The following is a 16,691-nucleotide window of genomic DNA, read 5'->3' as shown; positions in this document are numbered from 1 at the left end:
ATCAGCGCGGATTTAATTTCACCTGTGAGCCTTTGCCGCTTGTCTGGATGCCGGTCTCCTTCACTCCGATTTCCTTAAGATCGGCTACAAGCCGCTCCAGCACGGCCTTGGCGGCAAGCCCTTCTTTGGCGCCGGATGATTTCACGAAGAGCTGTACCGGTTTGCCGGAGCGTAGATGCTTGTCCGCCTGGCGGAGCTTCGTGTCGTAATCATGCTCCTCAATATGAGCGGTGAAGCGAAGCTCCTTGACTTTCTCCTTGCCGCTCCCGCCCGCTCCCCGTCCTGCGCCTGCCTTGTTCGGGGCCGCGCCCTTTCGAGCGGCCGCTTTTCCCGTTCCCTTCGCAACCAGGCTGCAGGGCGTGGGACTGCTCATCAGCGAGGTACAGACCAAGTCCGCTTTTTCCGATCGGGCCATAGCCAGCGCCTCCTCTCTGGAGACGATGCCTAAATTCTCGCCTCTGAGTCCAGTCAGCACCACCTCGGATGCTTTAATTTGTTCATTAATAAATACTGCCACGTAAACGAAGCCTCCCATGAAAACATGATTAGATATAAATAGCCGAAAGGAAGTTATGCCTTGTTTGAAACCTTACTGTTGAATTTCTTGTTTTTACTCTTTCCCGTTTTAATCGTTCTCATTTTTTTTGAAAACAGGCCCCATTCCTATAATAGAAAAATTCTCATTTTACTATCGGCAGTGACGATGATCCTTTGTATTACCAAACCTATTAAATTGGAAATGGGATTTATTTTTGATTTAAGATACATTCCGTTTATTATCGTGGCCCTTTTTGGAGGTTACAAGAGTGTTCTGCCGTTATATCTAATATTAAATATCTACCGGTTTTATTTAGGCGGCGATGGAGTGATTTATTCATTTCTTTTTTCAACCGCTGTATTTATTCTTGTGCCCTTATTCAGTAAAAAGTTTATAAAACTGGATTCTAAAAGCCGAATTATAGGTGCAACCGCTATTTCTTTTCTTACCATGGGCTTTTACCTAATGATTTTAAGCATCCTTGTGGGGACATTAGATAGACAATTCTGGATTCTCACCTTTCATGCATTAACGACTCATGTTGGAGTGATGAGTATCATTATGCTCTTAATAGAGCGGATCATAGCCAATATTAAAAATCGTGACCGGATTTTACAATCTGAAAGATTAAATGTCGTTAGTGAGCTCGCGGCTAGTGTTTCACATGAAATAAGAAATCCTCTTACGGTTACCAGTGGTTTTCTGCAACTTTTAAATAAATCAAATACCATAACACCGGTTGAAAAAGGATATATAGAACTATCTTTACAAGAACTAAATCGAGCCGAAAAAATAGTTAGTGATTATCTTTCATTTGCTAAGCCGCAATCGGAAAATATGGTTTATTCCAACCTGAAGGCCGAGTCAGAGTATACAAAAAATCTAATTATACCCTATGCCACAATACATCAAGTAGAGGTCCAATTTATTTTCAATAACTCATTAAATACAAATTATGATAGGAACCAAATCCAGCAATGTTTAATTAATCTATTTAAAAATGGTATTGAAGCAATGAAAGATAAGGGCGGCGGTACTCTGCTCATTGATATATCGGAAAGAAAGCAAAATATCATGATCAGTATCCAGGATAGCGGAGTTGGAATGACAAAGGAAGAAATATCACGTATGGGCAAGCCCTATTACTCTACCAAAGCAGAAGGAACGGGTCTTGGTATGCTCATGGTCTACAGTACAATCAATAAAGTTAAAGGGACAATAGAAGTCGACAGTGAAAAAGGCAAGGGCACAACATTTCTTATAACGATCCCCACTTAAACACTTATTTATCGTACAACACTAATAATCCGGTTACGCCCTTCATTTTTTGCCTGGTATAGGGCCTTATCCACAGATTCAAACAAATCATTTATATAAGATTTGGGACTCAGTCTATTTTCAACCGAAAAATCATTAATGGATAGAAGTCCCATACTTATCGTAATCGATACAGAATGGGCTATATTTTCGATAACTACTTTATTTGATTCGACTGTGGATTTGATCCGTTCAGCTAGGATTTTGGCCTGCGATTCATCCGTATTGGGCAAATAGATAATAAATTCTTCTCCGCCGTAACGCGCTAAAATGTCAGTCCGTCGCAGTGATTGCTTGATGACTTCCACCGTATTGCAGATCACTTCATCGCCGACCAAGTGGCCGTAATTGTCATTGACCAATTTGAAAAAGTCGATATCCAATAGAAGAATGGCAAAGGAAATTTGAAATTTCCTGTTCTTCATCACTTCGTTCTCTAACTGCTGTGTCAAGTAATGACGATTATAGCAGCCGGTTAAGCTGTCGGTTATTGCCATCTGATTAAGTTTTCGGTTCGTTTGGAACAGCTCAGCTTGTATTTTGATTAATGCTTCGTTGTGTTCTTGCAGAATCTTATTATGAAGGTTGGTTTCATCAATGAGACGCCTGAGCTCGGTTATATCCTGAAACGTGATAATCTGCCCAACCATTAGACCGCTAACCAAGATGGGCGCAGCATGAATGCTGATGTACCGATTGATTCTAGGATGTAATAACTCGATTTCTGTTCTCTCAAGCGGACGTTCCCGGTATGTATGCAGAAAACATTCGATATGCTCGTCAGCCGGTTCTTGCGGAAGGATGTCCGCCATAACGAATCGATCACCTATACGCAGGTTTATATGGGGAAGGAGCGACTGATTGATTTCTACCACGATTTCATTGTCATCCAGCACCAGAATCCCATACTCAATCGTATCAATAATATCTTGATGAGCGATGGTCACAATATCAAACACTTTATCCCGGTGAATGGCAATAACAAAAATGATAGCAGATAGCAATACACCAAGAGATGCCATGCCCGGGATGACCGGTAGAGATTTGGATAGGATAACATTTAGGAATATGTCCACCAAGGTGAACACGGCTACCACCAAAATCCCTCTCAGCATGTGCCTCACTTGTTTTTTGATCCGAGGCGTATTATTTGATACAAGAGCTAAATAGATGATATATAGCGAAACTATAAAATGGATCATCAGGATCGTAATATTAAACCAAAAAATTGGCCCATAGGTTCTTTGGATGTAACCGCCGTTCACAGGGAGGACAAACCAACCGTTTGGATTGACGATCACACCGAGCGCCGCTAATAAGGCAGGCCCAAAAAGGAATAAGCTTATTTTTCTTCGCAGAAATTTCGATTGGCCGGTGAGGAAAATCGTAAACAGAAGCCATCCCGTAGTTAGTAAAGGCGAACTCACAAACGCGAGCTTTACATAAAATAATTGAAAAGTGGGGTTCTCCGTGGTTTTGATGGCAAACTGGCAGAAAGGCCATAGCATCATGGAAAAGTGGAATAATAGATAGACTTTGTGCAGGTTCGTGATTGTAACAGAAGCAAATATGTATGCAAACAGAGCAAACAAAGCGAAGAACAATATTAAATCAACCCACACCTCAAAACCCAATATAGTACACCTTCTTGCTAAGAATAGTCATATGGAATCTTTTTTGGCAACTGGATTTTATATCTTAACTTTAATATATAGTTAGCGTGAACAGAATACAACATTTATGCTCCGGTGTTTTTCTAGATTTGATTAATATTATCAATAGTCTTGGGTGACGAGCAGTTTGTGTCTTTCACACGTCCAAGGTCGCAATGGAACAGCTATTACCCGTTCAATAAAACGGATTAGCTTAGTGGGATTATATCAACAACTATTTTATGGGTCTATGAGTAAAATAACAATTTATTCCAGAAAAAACAGGAGCATATGGAGCCGGGTGACGCCGAAAAATATCGGCATTAGGCGTTTGCTGAGCGAGGAATGGGCCCTTTCGGGCTACGTGAGGAAGGACCAATAATGTCACTTGGTTCAAAGAATTGCCGTCACTTGGAATTACGCTTCAAAACTTCGACAGTTTTGTGACCAACCTGGCTAAATTTTGTAAGTTATAAAGCTTTACATTCTTTTTATTAATGTACGGAAGGCAAGCGTAGGGTGACCAGGTCAAATCTGTTGCTGTGCACAAACTCTGCTTATTCTACCTACCACAATAACCGGGCAGGCTTGGTTCAACCTGTGGAAACAGGCGTTGTATAAGGCATTTAAGCAGGTGGACCAAGCCGGAAACAATGTTACCTGAGGTTCGGTTTACGCTTACAGGAGGCGCAATCCCTCCTTAGTTCCCATGATGCTTATACTATAACTAAGTAATTTATCATACTAACATACTACCAAGATGGAATTTAATGAGCGAAAAGTTCTAATTTAACTTTTGCGTGAAGTAGGATTTTTATCCCAATTGACAATCTTAGACAAAAAAACCTATGATTGATCCAGTATATGGATACGGGCAATATGAATGGAGGGAAACAAGTCCTAGGGCATCATAGGATAATGTCATCAATCTGACTTAGGGGAATCGGTTCCGCCATACCGAAAGTTGCATCGTTCTAAACCAACTGGAGGCATGAAGTATGAAAAGATTTAGGATTCTGAGTATCGTCTTTGCCCTTTGGCTATCCGTTTTCAACGGTACGGCTTCGGCGGAACAGAGCTATAACTGGGTGGAAGGTGGACAGCCGGTTAAGCTGGAGGACATGGCTACCCTTGATTTGGACCCTTCTATGGTATTCCTGAATAAGGAAGATACCATGCAAATCGCTAAGGATAATAATGACACCCCAAGCGGCGACGAGTTGGGCAGTATTTACCCTGCGGACGAAAATCAGATGTGGGAGGTTCTCTTCCGCTACGAGGAAACCGGACATATTAAGGATGACGAAAAAGAAGAGATCAATGCTGACGACATACTGGAGAGCTACAAAAAAGGGACCGAGGAAGCCAATAAAGAGCGTCCCGAAGGCACGCGCATTTACGTAACGGGCTGGGATGTAGAACCATTCTATGATGAAGCTACTCATAACTTGACCTGGTCGATGCTGGCCGAGGACGATAACAAGGAACAAATACTGAATTATAACGTCAGACTCTTGACCCGCACAGGAACGATTTCGGCTATACTCATCTCCGATCCGGAGCATCTGAACGAAGATAAGAAGACCCTGACGGAGAAGGTTCTGCCGAAGCTTACTATTAATGCTGGGAAGAAGTACGAGGACTTTAATGCCGCTACCGATAAGGTATCGAAATTGGGGTTAACCGGTCTTATATTGGGCGGAGCCGGGCTGGTAGTAGCGAAGAAGGCTGGACTTATAGCTATAATACTGCTTGTAGCGAAGAAATTCGGGATCGTTATCCTTCTCGCATTGGGGGCGGTCGGGAAATTATTCAGCAAGCTGTTCCGCAGAAAGAAGTCAGCAACCGAGGAGACGGAGCCAACGCCGGACAATTCGGAAGAGAACGTATCATAAGTTAGAACGTGAAACGGAGCCGCACCGATGTGGGGCTCCGTTATTTTTTTATACACGAAAACCCCCAGTTCGACTGGGGGTTCAGGAAAGGAAAATGCCAGATTAGACTGACCATGGTTCTTATGGCCTATTCACATGACAGGAATAGATACCTATTATAAAAATAGAGCTTCAGTCACAATCCAGTGAAAAAGGCAAATCATGAGAAATCATGAGACGCAAAGCCAAGGGCCTGAACCACATCCATGTGGAAGGCAGCCGGTTGCCACAAGGAATCATAGGTTTTACTATGAGCCTTGTCAGAGGTTCATTTTTTTTGTCTATTATCCTTATATCAAAGAAAGGTAGGAACACATGAGAAAACGTAAATCCTCCAAAAGACTTTCTTTCCTGGTTTCAATGATGCTTATGATCCAGGTCTTGTTTCCCGCTTTAAATGTGTTTGCGGCTGAGACAAACAATAATGTGCTGCCTCCAAGCAATCTTTCCTATCAGCTCCTGACACCAACCGATGTCAAGCTGACATGGAGCTCCGTGTATGGGGCTACCGGTTATAAGGTGTATGAGATTACGGACGGCCAGTTGATCGAGCGAGGGACAATGACAACGACCTCCTTTACCATTAACGCTCTTCCCGAAGGTTCATATACCTATGTGGTTTCAACCTTAAGTCCGGATGGAGAGTCAGGGCCCTGCGCGCCAATTACGGTGAATATCACCTATCCCGACATGACGGCGCCAACTATAACCTACACATTTCAAAACGGCAACGATATCGTCCTGAGCTGGACCACTTCTGCGAATGCCCAAAGTTACAATCTTTATCAAGTTCAAGCTGATGGACAAAGAACCTTGATAAAATCCCAGACAACACGTACATATACAGTCGTCAATGCTCCAATGGGAACAGCTACGTACGCGGTTAGTGCAGTGAATTCCGCCTTTGGTGAATCTCCGCTATCCGCACCTGTCGACGTTAATGTCGTCTATCCAGTCATGGCGGCTCCAGGCAACTTCACGTTTAGCCTGACGAACGTCAACGACATCAACCTGAAATGGAATGCAGTCAGTTATGCCACGAACTATAAAATCTATCAAATCCAAGCTGACGGTCAAAAAGTATTAAAAAGCACGGTAACCGGTACAACCGTCTCCTTTACCAATCAAGAGGCTGGAGAATATGTATATGAGGTATATTCCTACAGCAGTCGTTTTGGCGAATCGGCGGAAGGAAGCCGTTTAACGATAATTGTCGGGGATGGCACCATGACGGCACCCGGCAATCTAACTTATAAACTGCAAAACGTCAACGACGTGGTTTTAATATGGAGTACCGTTTCAAATGCTACAGGCTATAAAATTTATCAGGTTATCGACGGGCAGCTCGTACTAAAAAGCACCGTAACCGGAACAACCGTCACCTATACGAACCAACCGGCCGGGGATTACCACTATGAGGTACATTCCTACAGTGATCGTTTCGGGGAATCGGTGGAAGGAAGTCAGGTTTCCTTTACCCTGAGCTCTGTAACAATGGAGCCGCCAACAGCTGTCAACTATACGCTTAAAAACGTTAATGATGTGGTCCTGACCTGGGACACTTCGGCCAACGCCAGCAGTTACAAAGTCTATCAAATTATTGACGGACAAAAAGTATTGAAAAGTACGGTAACCGGCACTACTGTCACTTACACCAATCAGCCGCAAGGGAATTATACTTACGAAGTTCATTCCTTCTCTACTCGTTTCGGGGAATCAGCGGAAGGAAGCCAGGTTTCCTTTACTCTGGGCTCCGTAACAATGGAGCCGCCGGCAGCTGTTAACTATACGCTCAAAAACGTTAATGATGTGGTCCTGACCTGGGGTACTTCGGCAAACGCCAACAGTTACAAAGTCTATCAAATTATTGACGGACAAAAAGTATTGAAAAGCACGGTAGCCGGCACTACTGTCACTTACACCAATCAGCCGCAAGGGAATTATACGTATGAAGTTCATTCCTTCTCTACCCGTTTCGGGGAATCGGCGGAAGGAAGTCAGGTTTCCTTTACGCTCATTTTTCCGACCATGGAGCCGCCGGCCAATCTGATCCAGACGATTAAAAATGCGACGGATTTTTCTTTGACTTGGGCTGCATCCGACTATGCGACAAGCTATAAGGTTTACCAGATCGTGGATGGTCAAAAAGTGCTTAAAAGCACGGTGAGCGGCTTAACCGTCACGTATACCGGCATGAAGCCGGGCGATTACACGTATGAAGTTCATTCGGTTTCGACCCGTTTCGGCGAGTCGTCGGAAGGCAGCCGGATTACGGTAACGCTGAGTGGTCAAACGCTGCAAGCTCCGACAAACCCGACCTACACCATAACGAACGGTAATGATATCACCTTAAAATGGACGGCAGCGAATTACGCAACGAGCTATAAAATCTATCAAATCATTGATGGACAAAAGGTTCTGAAGAGTACGGTAACCGGCAGTTCCGTGATTTATAGAGACCAGCCGGAAGGTACCTTGGTTTATGAGATCAACTCTGTTTCCACGATCTTTGGCGAGTCACCTGAAGCGGCAGAAGTCACGGTTTCGCTGATTTATCCCACATTGGCCGCCCCGGGTAATCTGGCATATAAAATCCAGAATGGAAACGACGTCGTGTTAACTTGGGGAGCTGTGACCTACGCGAACTCTTATAAAGTCTATGAGCTTGTCGACGGACAGAAAGTTCTAAAGAATACGGTAACAAGCCTGACTGCAACACAGACGAATGTACAGGAAGGTGATCACACCTATATCGTAAATGCCGTAAGCAGCCGTTTCGGAGAATCACCCGAAGGCGGTCAGGTGACCTTAACGATTCTTCCTTCAATTATGCAGGCACCGGGTAATTTTATAAAAAGTATTGTGAACGGAAATGACATTTCCTTGAAATGGAATACCGCTACCTATGCAACGGCTTATAAACTTTACAAGGTTGTTGACGGACAGGAAGTGTTGGTGAGATCGCAGACCGGAACAGCTGTCACACTCACGAACCAGCCGGAAGGCGACTACAACTTTGTGGTGCGCTCCTACAGTGACCGCTTCGGAGAATCGGCAGAAGGCAGCGAGCTTAGCTTCACGTTGGTCTGGCCGGTCATGCAAGCGCCGAGCGGCTTTAAGCAAACTATTACGAACGGAAATGACATTACCTTGAGCTGGAATGCCACTACCTATGCTTCAGGCTATAAGTTGTATCAAGTGATTGACGGACAAGAAGTTCTGAAAAAAACTCAAACTGGAACGGCCGTTACGTTTACGAACCAACCAGAGGGCGATTACGTTTATGTTGTTCGCTCCTACAGCGATCGTTTCGGAGAATCAACAGTAGGAAGCGAGCTCCAGTTCACGTTGACCTGGCCGGTGGTTCAGCCTCCAGTCCTGGTAGGGGCCGTATTTAATGCCAACAATATTACGCTTTCTTGGCAGTCGGTCACTTGGGCAAACGAATATCATGTTTACGATGTGACTGGCGGTGACCGGCAGTTAATCTATAAGGGAACGGCTTTAAGCTACAAAGTGTACAATCTTTCAGAGGAATCGCATTCGTATGAAGTGACTGCGTACAGCACTCGTTTTGGAGAGTCTGCTCCTTCGAATCGGGTATCCAATACGATTGTCTTCCCGGTCATGCAGCCTCCGGTTGCCTCCATTAAATTGTTAAGCGGCACGAGTGCCCGGATTTCCTGGAATTTCGTCACCTACGCGAACGGCTATAACATATATGAGCTCATTGACGGCAAACCGGTTTTGCTGACGCAAAACCTAAATAACTTGTCTTTCACGGTTTCGGATTTGTCCTATAAGGATCATGAATATTATGTGACATCGTACAGTAACTCGTTTGGTGAATCGGAACCGTCAAACACCGTTATCGCCAAGCTTATTATCGATACGGAAGCACCGGTGACGAAAGCAGAAGCACCCGCCGGTTGGACGAACCTGAGCCAGATTATCTCCTTATCGGCAACAGATAACGAGACGGGAGTCGCGAACACGTTCTATTCTCTGAACGATAACGAGTACACGGCGGGAGCTTCTGTAACGGTGGACAAAGAAGGTGTAAATAAAGTTTCCTTCTACTCAGTGGATAAAGTAGGCAATAAGGAAGCACCGCAGACGATTTATGTTAAGATTGATCAAACCTCGCCAAGCACAAAGATAAGCGATATCCCGGAATGGATTGCGCAAACGGACGTACTGACATTGACTGCAGCAGACAATCTCAGCGGCATAGCCAAAACGTTCTACTCGATCAACGGATCCGATTATAACGAGGGCAATTCGATTACGGTAGACAACGAAGGTATTAATAAGATCAGTTACTACTCGGTTGACCAAGCAGGCAATAAGGAAGCGGCACACACAGCCGAAGTGAAGCTCGACAAGACAGCACCCATGACCACTGCTGACGTTCCTGCTGCCTGGACGAAAGGAGATGTGACCGTCCAATTAACTGCAGCGGATACTCTTAGCGGCGTAGCCACAACGTTCTATTCGATCGACGGATCGGCATATGTCAAGGGAAGTACGTTCACGGTCAGTGATGAAGGGATCCATAATGTTGCTTTCTATTCGACCGATATAGCCGGCAACATCGAGGCTGCGAATACAGCCGTGGTGAAAATCGATAGAACTGCGCCGGTCGTCACGATGGATCTCAGCAAAGAGGCTGAGGCCGGAGCGACGCTAAAGTTGGATTACTCGGCAACTGATGCTCTTTCAGGTGTAGTATCCGAGAAGATGACGGTTTCCAGTCCGGATGGAGCGGCGGAACAGGTCGTAACGAATGGCAGCGAAATTTTACTCGACAAACCGGGAGTTTACACTGTTAAGGTTACCGTTACAGATGGTGTAGGGCTGAGCACGACATTACAAAAACAGTTTACGGTTTATCTTCCAGCTTCCATAACGGTGACTCCTAATATTATCAAGGGCAATAAAGGCGTGTTTACTGTTCGTGTAGACTTGCCGAATGGCTACAACAGTCAGGGATTCGATCTGAATACCGCTACCGTAAATGGTGTGAAGGCCCTTAACAGTAATAATGGCTATTATCAGCAGGCAAAGCTCGGCCAATTCAAATTCGAACGTTCCGATTTTGATTGGACGGGTTCAGAGGTTACTTTGCACTTTAGAGGATATGTCAACGGTGTACTGGTGATCGGTGAAAAGGTAGTTAAAATCCAGAAATAAAAGGTAGCAGTCTTAACATAATGTGGCAGGTCATGAACACCAAACAACCGTCAGCGAGGCACTCGTCTGACGGTTTTGTTTCTAGAACAGAGATACCGTCCCTGTCCGCTATCACCCATGCGTCTTCCGTAACCCAAGATTGCTGATCAATAGGTTATCCCGAAGCTTATCCGGGAAACGGCTTAGGGTTATGATCATGCGTGCGCCCTTGCCCACAGCGTAACGGGTCCGGGGTTTGGGTGATGTCAGGGCGTGGATGATGGCGTTCACGACCACTTCGGTAGGGGATAAAGGCTGCTTGGCGATGACCGATTCGAGCTTTGTGATTGCATCTTGGTACAAGGCAAGCCTATCGGACGTAACCTCCTGCAGTGACCGGGCGGAAGAGTCGTGGGCTTTTTCGTGAATAGCAGTTTCGATAGCACCGGGCTCAATCATGGCTACGTGAATGTTCCAAGGCTTTAATTCAACCCGGAGAGCGTCTGTAATAGCTTCCATCGCGTGCTTGGAGGCGGACAGTGCGCCGAAGAAGGGCAGCGCGGTTTTTCCGGTCACAGCTCCGATGTTGATGACTCTCCCGCCATTTTTCCGCAGTAAGGGAAGGAAAGCCTGCGTTACCGCGATTTGTCCAAAAACATTAAGTTCAAACTGCTGCTTGATTTGTTCCATAGGGAGCAGCTCCAAAGGGCCCTGCACGATGCAGCCTGCATTATTAATCAATCCGGCCAGCCCTTCGTTCCCGGTCATCGTCGCCACTTCTTCAAAGGCGGATTGTACAGACGCTAGATCTGTAATATCAATTTGGACCGGGATCACCGAAGATGATGTTGACGCCCGGAGCCGCTCGCCCCGCTTTGTATCGCGGACTCCCGCGAAGACCCGAACTCCCATTTGAGTGAACTGTTTGACGCATGCTGAGCCAATTCCTCCGGTCGCCCCTGTAATAAAAACCGACATTGTTCTCTTAACATTTCTTTGTGCCAACACGACCACGCTCCAATAATGAATTTAAGATTGCAAAAGGTTACGACTGAACGATCAGACGCGGTTATGGCGCGATCAAATTCTCCGTGTATGCCCATAGCTTGCGACGGAAATCGCTGTTGTAGGCTTGAATGTCTGCCTGGGCCGGCTGCTTTTTGTCGAAGTATTGCCCGGTTACTTGATCAAGCTCGGCCGCACAGGCCAAATGGAAGAGGACGTCCGCTCCCGATTTGGGGCTGCCGAACCCGAAGGGGATGCTCTCACGTACCATTTTTGTATTGAGTAGGGACCCCGGGTGCACGCAATTGACCGTAATGCGGTCCGGCTTGAGCTGCTGAGCCAGCTCGAAAGTGTACATGATTAAAGCGAGCTTGCTCTGCTTGTAGGCATCGAAAGGATCGTAGTCGCGCTCCAGCATGACATTATTGAGGTCAATCTGCTTTTGTCCGATGGAAGCAACGTTGACGATGCGCGCAGGTGCGGCTGCCCGTACAGTAGGAAGCAGAAGCTGGGTTAATAGGACGGGTGCCAGGTAATTGACGGCAAAACGAAGCTCGTGGCCGTCTTTGCTAAGTGCTCTTTTTTTATTGGAGAGCTTTCCCGAACCGATTCCCGCATTGTTGATCAGAATGTCCAAACGGCTTTCTTGATTGCGGATCTCTTCGGCCATGCGCCGAACTTCGGCAAGGGAAGAAAAATCAGCCAAATAGGTCCGCAGCTTGCTGCTGCCTGTCCGTTTGGCGATCTCTTTTAGGGCGGCGGCGCATTTTTCGCGGTCTCGTCCGTGCATCAGAACGGTAGCGCCTGCTTGAGCGAGTTGGATAGCGGTTAGTTTGCCGATTCCGTCTGTGGAGCCGGTCACCAAAACGGTTTTATCCTCAATATTAATCATGGACGGATTTTCGCCTCCTGTGAGCATAATTTTGCTTTTCGCCGCGGTGGGGAAGGGGTTTCTTTAAGCTGCCGTGCGTGCATAAGCTCATATTATGGGACTTGATGTATAATAGGAAGAAGACAGTTTCTCGTAGCGCTCGTGATGATAGCAGTTTATATCGTAGGATAAATGCTGCCCGTTTTGGATTAGGAGGATTTGCATGAAAGATTCGATCAGACACAAGGAGCTTGCTGATTTTTTACAGACAAGGCGTAAGCGGTTATCTCCTCAAGAGGCCGGACTCAGAAGTGATTCGACGCGCCGGCGCACTCCCGGTTTGCGCAGGGAAGAGGTCGCGGCATTATCGGGGATTTCCTTGACATGGTATACAAGCTTGGAGCAGGGACGGGAAATTCGCGTATCCGAGCAGGTCTTGGAAAGCCTGTCCCGAACGCTTAAGCTGGATAAGGACGAGCGAAGCTATCTATTCGCATTAGCCGGTCAGTGGCTTCCTGGCGATCCGGAGTCGGATGCAGGCAGCAACGAGGCGATTTCCCCGGCAACGAAGCTAATTCTTGATGAGCTCCATCGATTTCCGGCTTATATTGTCGGGAGACGGTGGAATATTGTGGCGTGGAACCGGATAGCCGCCGAAGTATTTGGATATAGCGATGACATGAATGATCGAGAGCGTAATGTCGTTTGGCGGATGTTCATGATGGAAGAGTATCGGCAGCTGTTCGTCGATTGGGAGAACATTGCTAAGGGGCAATTGGCTCAATTCAGGAGCTTTTATGGAAAGTTCGCGGACGATCCTTGGTATAACAATTTAGTCGAGCAATTATTGAAATCAAGCAAGGAATTTGAAATGTGGTGGCCGCAGCATGAAGTGATCCATAGCCCTGAAGGGAGAAAAGAGCTGCATCATCCAAGGTTGGGTGTACTGAGTATGGATTACAGCAGCTTTTCGCTGGCCGAGGATCACAGCATGATCATGACGGTGTTCACTCCGCAAGCCCATACCGGCACGATGGAGAAGCTGGACCGGTTTTTTCCGGCTAGAGTTTGAAGGGGAAGTATAAGTTTAATTGCTGCAAGTTCGTTATGATATGTTAGTATATATATGTATGTAACGAATGGAGGAATGAAATGTTGTCTAATTTGCCCAATTGCCCAAAATGTAATTCCGAATATACGTATGAAGATCGAAGTCTTTATGTTTGCCCGGAATGTGCTCATGAGTGGATTATAGAATTGGAGCCTGAGACTGCTCAAGAGCAGAGGATTACCAAAGATGCAAACGGGAATATCTTAAACGATGGTGACACGGTGACCATAATCAAAGACCTTAAAGTAAAAGGAAGTTCATCCGTCTTAAAAGTAGGCACAAAAGTGAAAAATATACGTTTAGTTGACGGGGATCATGATATTGATTGCAAAATTGATGGTTTTGGAGCTATGAGTTTAAAATCTGAATTTGTAAAAAAGGTATAACCCGATAAACCATACAATGGGGGAGAGAAATGAGTCAGCAATCTCAAAACTATACAAATCATCGCAGGATACATCCTCTTTTTCACGTATTACTTACCCTGTTGACAGCAGGTTTATTTATTTCTGCCGTAGTAGAGCTGGTGAGATCATTGAATGCGGGGAATCAAGTATTTCCTGCCGTTCTTTTTCTGATTATTTCTATCATGTTTATCGTTATTTTTCTAATCGTTCGCTCTTATCCTCTAAAAGCACAGGATCGGGCGATACGAGCCGAAGAGAATCTCCGGCACTATGTATTGACCCAAAAGCTGCTGGATCCGAGGCTTAGCGTAAAACAAATCGTAGCTTTGCGTTTTGCCTCCGATGACGAATTTCCTGCACTTTGCAAGAAAGCAGCAGTAGATCAGCTGTCACCCGATGCCATTAAAAAATCGATCCAGCAGTGGAGAGGCGACGACTACAGAATCTAGGGAGCTAAGAATAGTGCGCCGTTAAAGCAGAGGGACATGTCCTTCATTTTACCTTCCGTATAAAGGTCTCCGCGAACAGCTCCGCATCCTTGGGCCATCTCGCGGTCAGCAGTTGTCCATCTTCAACGACAAACGGGGTGTTGAATGAAGGTCCCTTTACATAGTTAGCCTTGCTCCGCAAGTGTCGCGTGACTTCATCCTGTACATATTCAGGATAGGTTCGATAGTAGCGGCCGCGCGCCCAAGCGGTCAACCAATACGCGGTACGTTCGAGCGGCTTGATCAGGCTTGTCATCCGCTTCTCATATACGATGGACCGTCTGCTCTCCGGGTCCATAGTCCGGGTAAGTACGATGGTTCCATGACAGATTGCGCCGACTGGCCGGTCCAACTGCCAGAAACGCAGAACCTTCTCTTGCAGGACCGTACTCTCCAGATAAGGCACCATCCCCTTGGCATGACCTCCCGGCAGCAGCAAGCCGTCGAACTGTTCGGCTTCGATCTGCTCATAATTCAGAGGGTGCAAAAATGCGTCATCCTGCTCAAGCCCCTGATGATAACATTCAACTACTTCTTTGGCTGCACCCAGTTGGCCGAAGATGACGCCTGTCAGCAAATAAGGGTCGGTGTAGGCCCGTTTTCCATCCGGCGTAGCAAAGACGATTTGCATCCCCGCCTCCTTGCATCTATGCCAAGGCACCACGACTTCAGTGGTATCAAAATCATGTGACGGCAACGGAATGAGAATTCTCTTCTGCTGGCTCATCGCTTTTTCTCTCCTCTATTAAGGAATACAGGACGCGGTTACAGGTTATCCATATGCTTAGTCATTTACTGTCTATACATTCTAGTTCGAAAAACAGAAAGGAATCAGGTGGTTTTTAATGATTACTGTTCTGATTATTGAACCGGCGTTGACGGAATAAAGGAAATTCAAAACAACTCCTATGATTTAATATTACTCGACATTATGCTTCCCTACAAAAATCTAATTCGTAATTGTGTTCAGCACTCAAATGGAGATATAGAAGTACGTGTGCTGGCTGCAGACAAAGCCGTCCTATCGTTTAAAAATCCTGTGAACAATCCTTCCGTAATGGATGTGAAGCGGCTGTTTGATCGTTTCTATACTGGTGATAAAGCAAGAAGTAATAGTACAGGGTTGGGCTTGTCTATCGTTAGCCTATTGGCGGAACAGATGGGCGGCAGCACAGGTGTATCCATAGAAGACGGGTTCCTCGAAATAAGAGTTGAACTTCCACTATAATTAAATTGTCATGAAAAATTGGAAAGAAGGACAATGGCTATGCTTACGGGTACTCAAATTCTCATTGTTGGCGGAGATAGCCGACAGCTTCAAGTGATTAAGAAATTATCTGAGTTAAATGCAACTTTATGTATAACTGGATTTGAAAGTTTGAAAGAATCATTCTCTGGTGTCCAAAAAGTAAAGATGTCTTTAGAATTGTTTAAACAATCACGGATAGTGATTCTGCCTGCAGGTGGAACGGATATGAGCGGTGGTGTAGAGTCCACCTTTTCAACGAATGAATTGAAATTAACGGCTGATGTTTTTGAATCTATCCCTAATGATGGAATGATTATTTCGGGGGCGGCCAATGCATATTTAAAGAACTACTGCGAAATGTACAAGATCAAGTTGGTTGAATTGTTTGCTAGAGATGATGTAGCCATTTTGAATTCAATTCCTACAGCAGAAGGCGCCATTATGATGGCCATTCAAAATACGGATATCACAATTCACGGCTCTACTAATGTAGTACTTGGCCTTGGACGGATTGGATTGACATTGGCCAGAACATTAAAAGGGCTTGGAGCAAAGGTGAAGGTAGGAGTTCGAGAACCTGACCTTTTTGCACGTGCATACGAAACGGGGCTGACCCCATTTTACATAGAAGAACTGCACAATCACGTTCAGGATGCAGATATTTTGTTCAATACCATCCCGGCATTGGTAGTGACAAAGAATGTTATATCTAATATGGAACGTTCTACACTCATAATCGATGTAGCTTCAAAACCCGGAGGAACAGATTTCCTTTTTGCGGAGAAGTACGGTATTAAGGCAATTCTTGCCCCAGGATTACCAGGAATAGTAGCTCCAAGGACAGCAGGCCGTATTATCGCCGATGCCATAAGTCAAATGTTGATCTGATGCTCATATTGTCTTGACTTAAAGTCAACTCTAACTGCTACTCTGAAAAAGGGGGGATA

The 16,691-nt window shown here is 45.5% G+C and carries 13 protein-coding genes and 1 riboswitch; of the genes, 8 read left to right on the top strand and 5 right to left on the bottom strand.

Going from position 1 to position 16,691, the window contains the following annotated elements; translation table 11 throughout:
- Position 1: 1 nt before the first annotated feature.
- The gene (gene infC / locus VK70_RS21690) at positions 2-517 is read right to left on the bottom strand and encodes a translation initiation factor IF-3 (protein ID WP_046723753.1); all 516 of its coding nucleotides are present in this window, start codon (positions 515-517) and stop codon (positions 2-4) included.
- A gap of 60 nt (positions 518-577) precedes the next feature.
- On the opposite strand from infC, the gene VK70_RS21685 reads away from it, so the two are divergent.
- Positions 578-1,816 (top strand): ATP-binding protein, encoded by a 1,239-nt coding sequence (locus tag VK70_RS21685; RefSeq protein ID WP_025699635.1) that lies wholly within the window; start codon positions 578-580, stop codon positions 1,814-1,816.
- Between the two features lie 8 nt (positions 1,817-1,824).
- On the opposite strand, the gene VK70_RS21680 is transcribed toward VK70_RS21685, so the two are convergent.
- Positions 1,825-3,489 carry a histidine kinase N-terminal 7TM domain-containing diguanylate cyclase gene (locus VK70_RS21680; protein WP_025699633.1) on the bottom strand — a complete coding sequence of 555 codons (1,665 nt, stop codon included), beginning with the start codon at positions 3,487-3,489 and terminating at the stop codon, positions 1,825-1,827.
- Between the two features lie 1,016 nt (positions 3,490-4,505).
- On the opposite strand from VK70_RS21680, the gene VK70_RS21675 reads away from it, so the two are divergent.
- Both VK70_RS21675 and VK70_RS21670 read left to right on the top strand, forming a co-directional pair.
- On the top strand, positions 4,506-5,402 hold the full coding sequence (locus VK70_RS21675) for a DUF2167 domain-containing protein (RefSeq protein WP_025699631.1): 897 nt from the start codon (positions 4,506-4,508) through the stop codon (positions 5,400-5,402).
- Positions 5,403-5,585: 183 nt separating this feature from the next.
- A riboswitch (cyclic di-GMP riboswitch) is annotated at positions 5,586-5,672 on the top strand.
- 84 nt (positions 5,673-5,756) lie between these two features.
- A complete protein-coding gene (locus tag VK70_RS21670; protein WP_046723751.1) occupies positions 5,757-10,634 on the top strand; it encodes an OmpL47-type beta-barrel domain-containing protein in 4,878 nt (1,625 codons plus the stop codon).
- A gap of 111 nt (positions 10,635-10,745) precedes the next feature.
- Here the strand turns inward: VK70_RS21670 and VK70_RS21665 are convergent, their stop codons facing one another.
- A complete protein-coding gene (locus VK70_RS21665; protein ID WP_155986923.1) occupies positions 10,746-11,618 on the bottom strand; it encodes an SDR family oxidoreductase in 873 nt (290 codons plus the stop codon).
- 64 nt (positions 11,619-11,682) lie between these two features.
- Positions 11,683-12,510 (bottom strand): SDR family oxidoreductase, encoded by an 828-nt coding sequence (locus VK70_RS21660; RefSeq protein ID WP_051505102.1) that lies wholly within the window; start codon positions 12,508-12,510, stop codon positions 11,683-11,685.
- 202 nt (positions 12,511-12,712) lie between these two features.
- On the opposite strand from VK70_RS21660, the gene VK70_RS21655 reads away from it, so the two are divergent.
- The 3 genes from VK70_RS21655 (at position 12,713) to VK70_RS21645 (ending at position 14,456) form a co-directional block, all read left to right on the top strand.
- A complete protein-coding gene (locus VK70_RS21655) occupies positions 12,713-13,561 on the top strand; it encodes a helix-turn-helix transcriptional regulator (protein ID WP_025696036.1) in 849 nt (282 codons plus the stop codon).
- 83 nt (positions 13,562-13,644) lie between these two features.
- On the top strand, positions 13,645-13,986 hold the full coding sequence (locus VK70_RS21650; protein WP_025696038.1) for a zinc ribbon domain-containing protein YjdM: 342 nt from the start codon (positions 13,645-13,647) through the stop codon (positions 13,984-13,986).
- Between the two features lie 29 nt (positions 13,987-14,015).
- Positions 14,016-14,456 (top strand): DUF6526 family protein, encoded by a 441-nt coding sequence (locus VK70_RS21645; RefSeq protein ID WP_025696040.1) that lies wholly within the window; start codon positions 14,016-14,018, stop codon positions 14,454-14,456.
- Positions 14,457-14,499: 43 nt separating this feature from the next.
- Here VK70_RS21645 and VK70_RS21640 read toward each other — a convergent pair whose 3' ends face one another.
- A complete protein-coding gene (locus VK70_RS21640) occupies positions 14,500-15,222 on the bottom strand; it encodes a type 1 glutamine amidotransferase domain-containing protein (protein WP_025696041.1) in 723 nt (240 codons plus the stop codon).
- A gap of 204 nt (positions 15,223-15,426) precedes the next feature.
- Here VK70_RS21640 and VK70_RS21635 point away from each other — a divergent pair, with 204 nt between their 5' ends.
- Both VK70_RS21635 and dpsA read left to right on the top strand, forming a co-directional pair.
- Positions 15,427-15,723, top strand: coding sequence for a sensor histidine kinase (locus VK70_RS21635; RefSeq protein ID WP_081754881.1), 297 nt, complete (start codon positions 15,427-15,429; stop codon positions 15,721-15,723).
- A gap of 39 nt (positions 15,724-15,762) precedes the next feature.
- Positions 15,763-16,632 (top strand): dipicolinate synthase subunit DpsA, encoded by an 870-nt coding sequence (gene dpsA, locus VK70_RS21630; RefSeq protein WP_036640968.1) that lies wholly within the window; start codon positions 15,763-15,765, stop codon positions 16,630-16,632.
- Positions 16,633-16,691 lie beyond the last annotated feature (59 nt).

It is taken from the genome of Paenibacillus durus ATCC 35681 (assembly GCF_000993825.1).
Classification (GTDB): domain Bacteria; phylum Bacillota; class Bacilli; order Paenibacillales; family Paenibacillaceae; genus Paenibacillus_AQ; species Paenibacillus_AQ durus_B.
Note: the sequence above shows the minus strand (reverse complement) of the source record. Positions and strands in the feature narration are given on the sequence as shown.

Bases quoted from the DNA above. Each gene is read 5' to 3' on its own strand.
- VK70_RS21675 (WP_025699631.1), top strand. From the start codon at position 4,506: ATGAAAAGATTTAGGATTCTGAGTATCGTCTTTGCCCTTTGGCTATCC.
- VK70_RS21670 (WP_046723751.1), top strand. From the start codon at position 5,757: ATGAGAAAACGTAAATCCTCCAAAAGACTTTCTTTCCTGGTTTCAATG.
- VK70_RS21660 (WP_051505102.1), bottom strand. From the start codon at position 12,510: ATGATTAATATTGAGGATAAAACCGTTTTGGTGACCGGCTCCACAGAC.
- VK70_RS21655 (WP_025696036.1), top strand. From the start codon at position 12,713: ATGAAAGATTCGATCAGACACAAGGAGCTTGCTGATTTTTTACAGACA.
- VK70_RS21645 (WP_025696040.1), top strand. From the start codon at position 14,016: ATGAGTCAGCAATCTCAAAACTATACAAATCATCGCAGGATACATCCT.
- VK70_RS21640 (WP_025696041.1), bottom strand. From the start codon at position 15,222: ATGAGCCAGCAGAAGAGAATTCTCATTCCGTTGCCGTCACATGATTTT.
- VK70_RS21635 (WP_081754881.1), top strand. From the start codon at position 15,427: ATGCTTCCCTACAAAAATCTAATTCGTAATTGTGTTCAGCACTCAAAT.
- dpsA (WP_036640968.1), top strand. From the start codon at position 15,763: ATGCTTACGGGTACTCAAATTCTCATTGTTGGCGGAGATAGCCGACAG.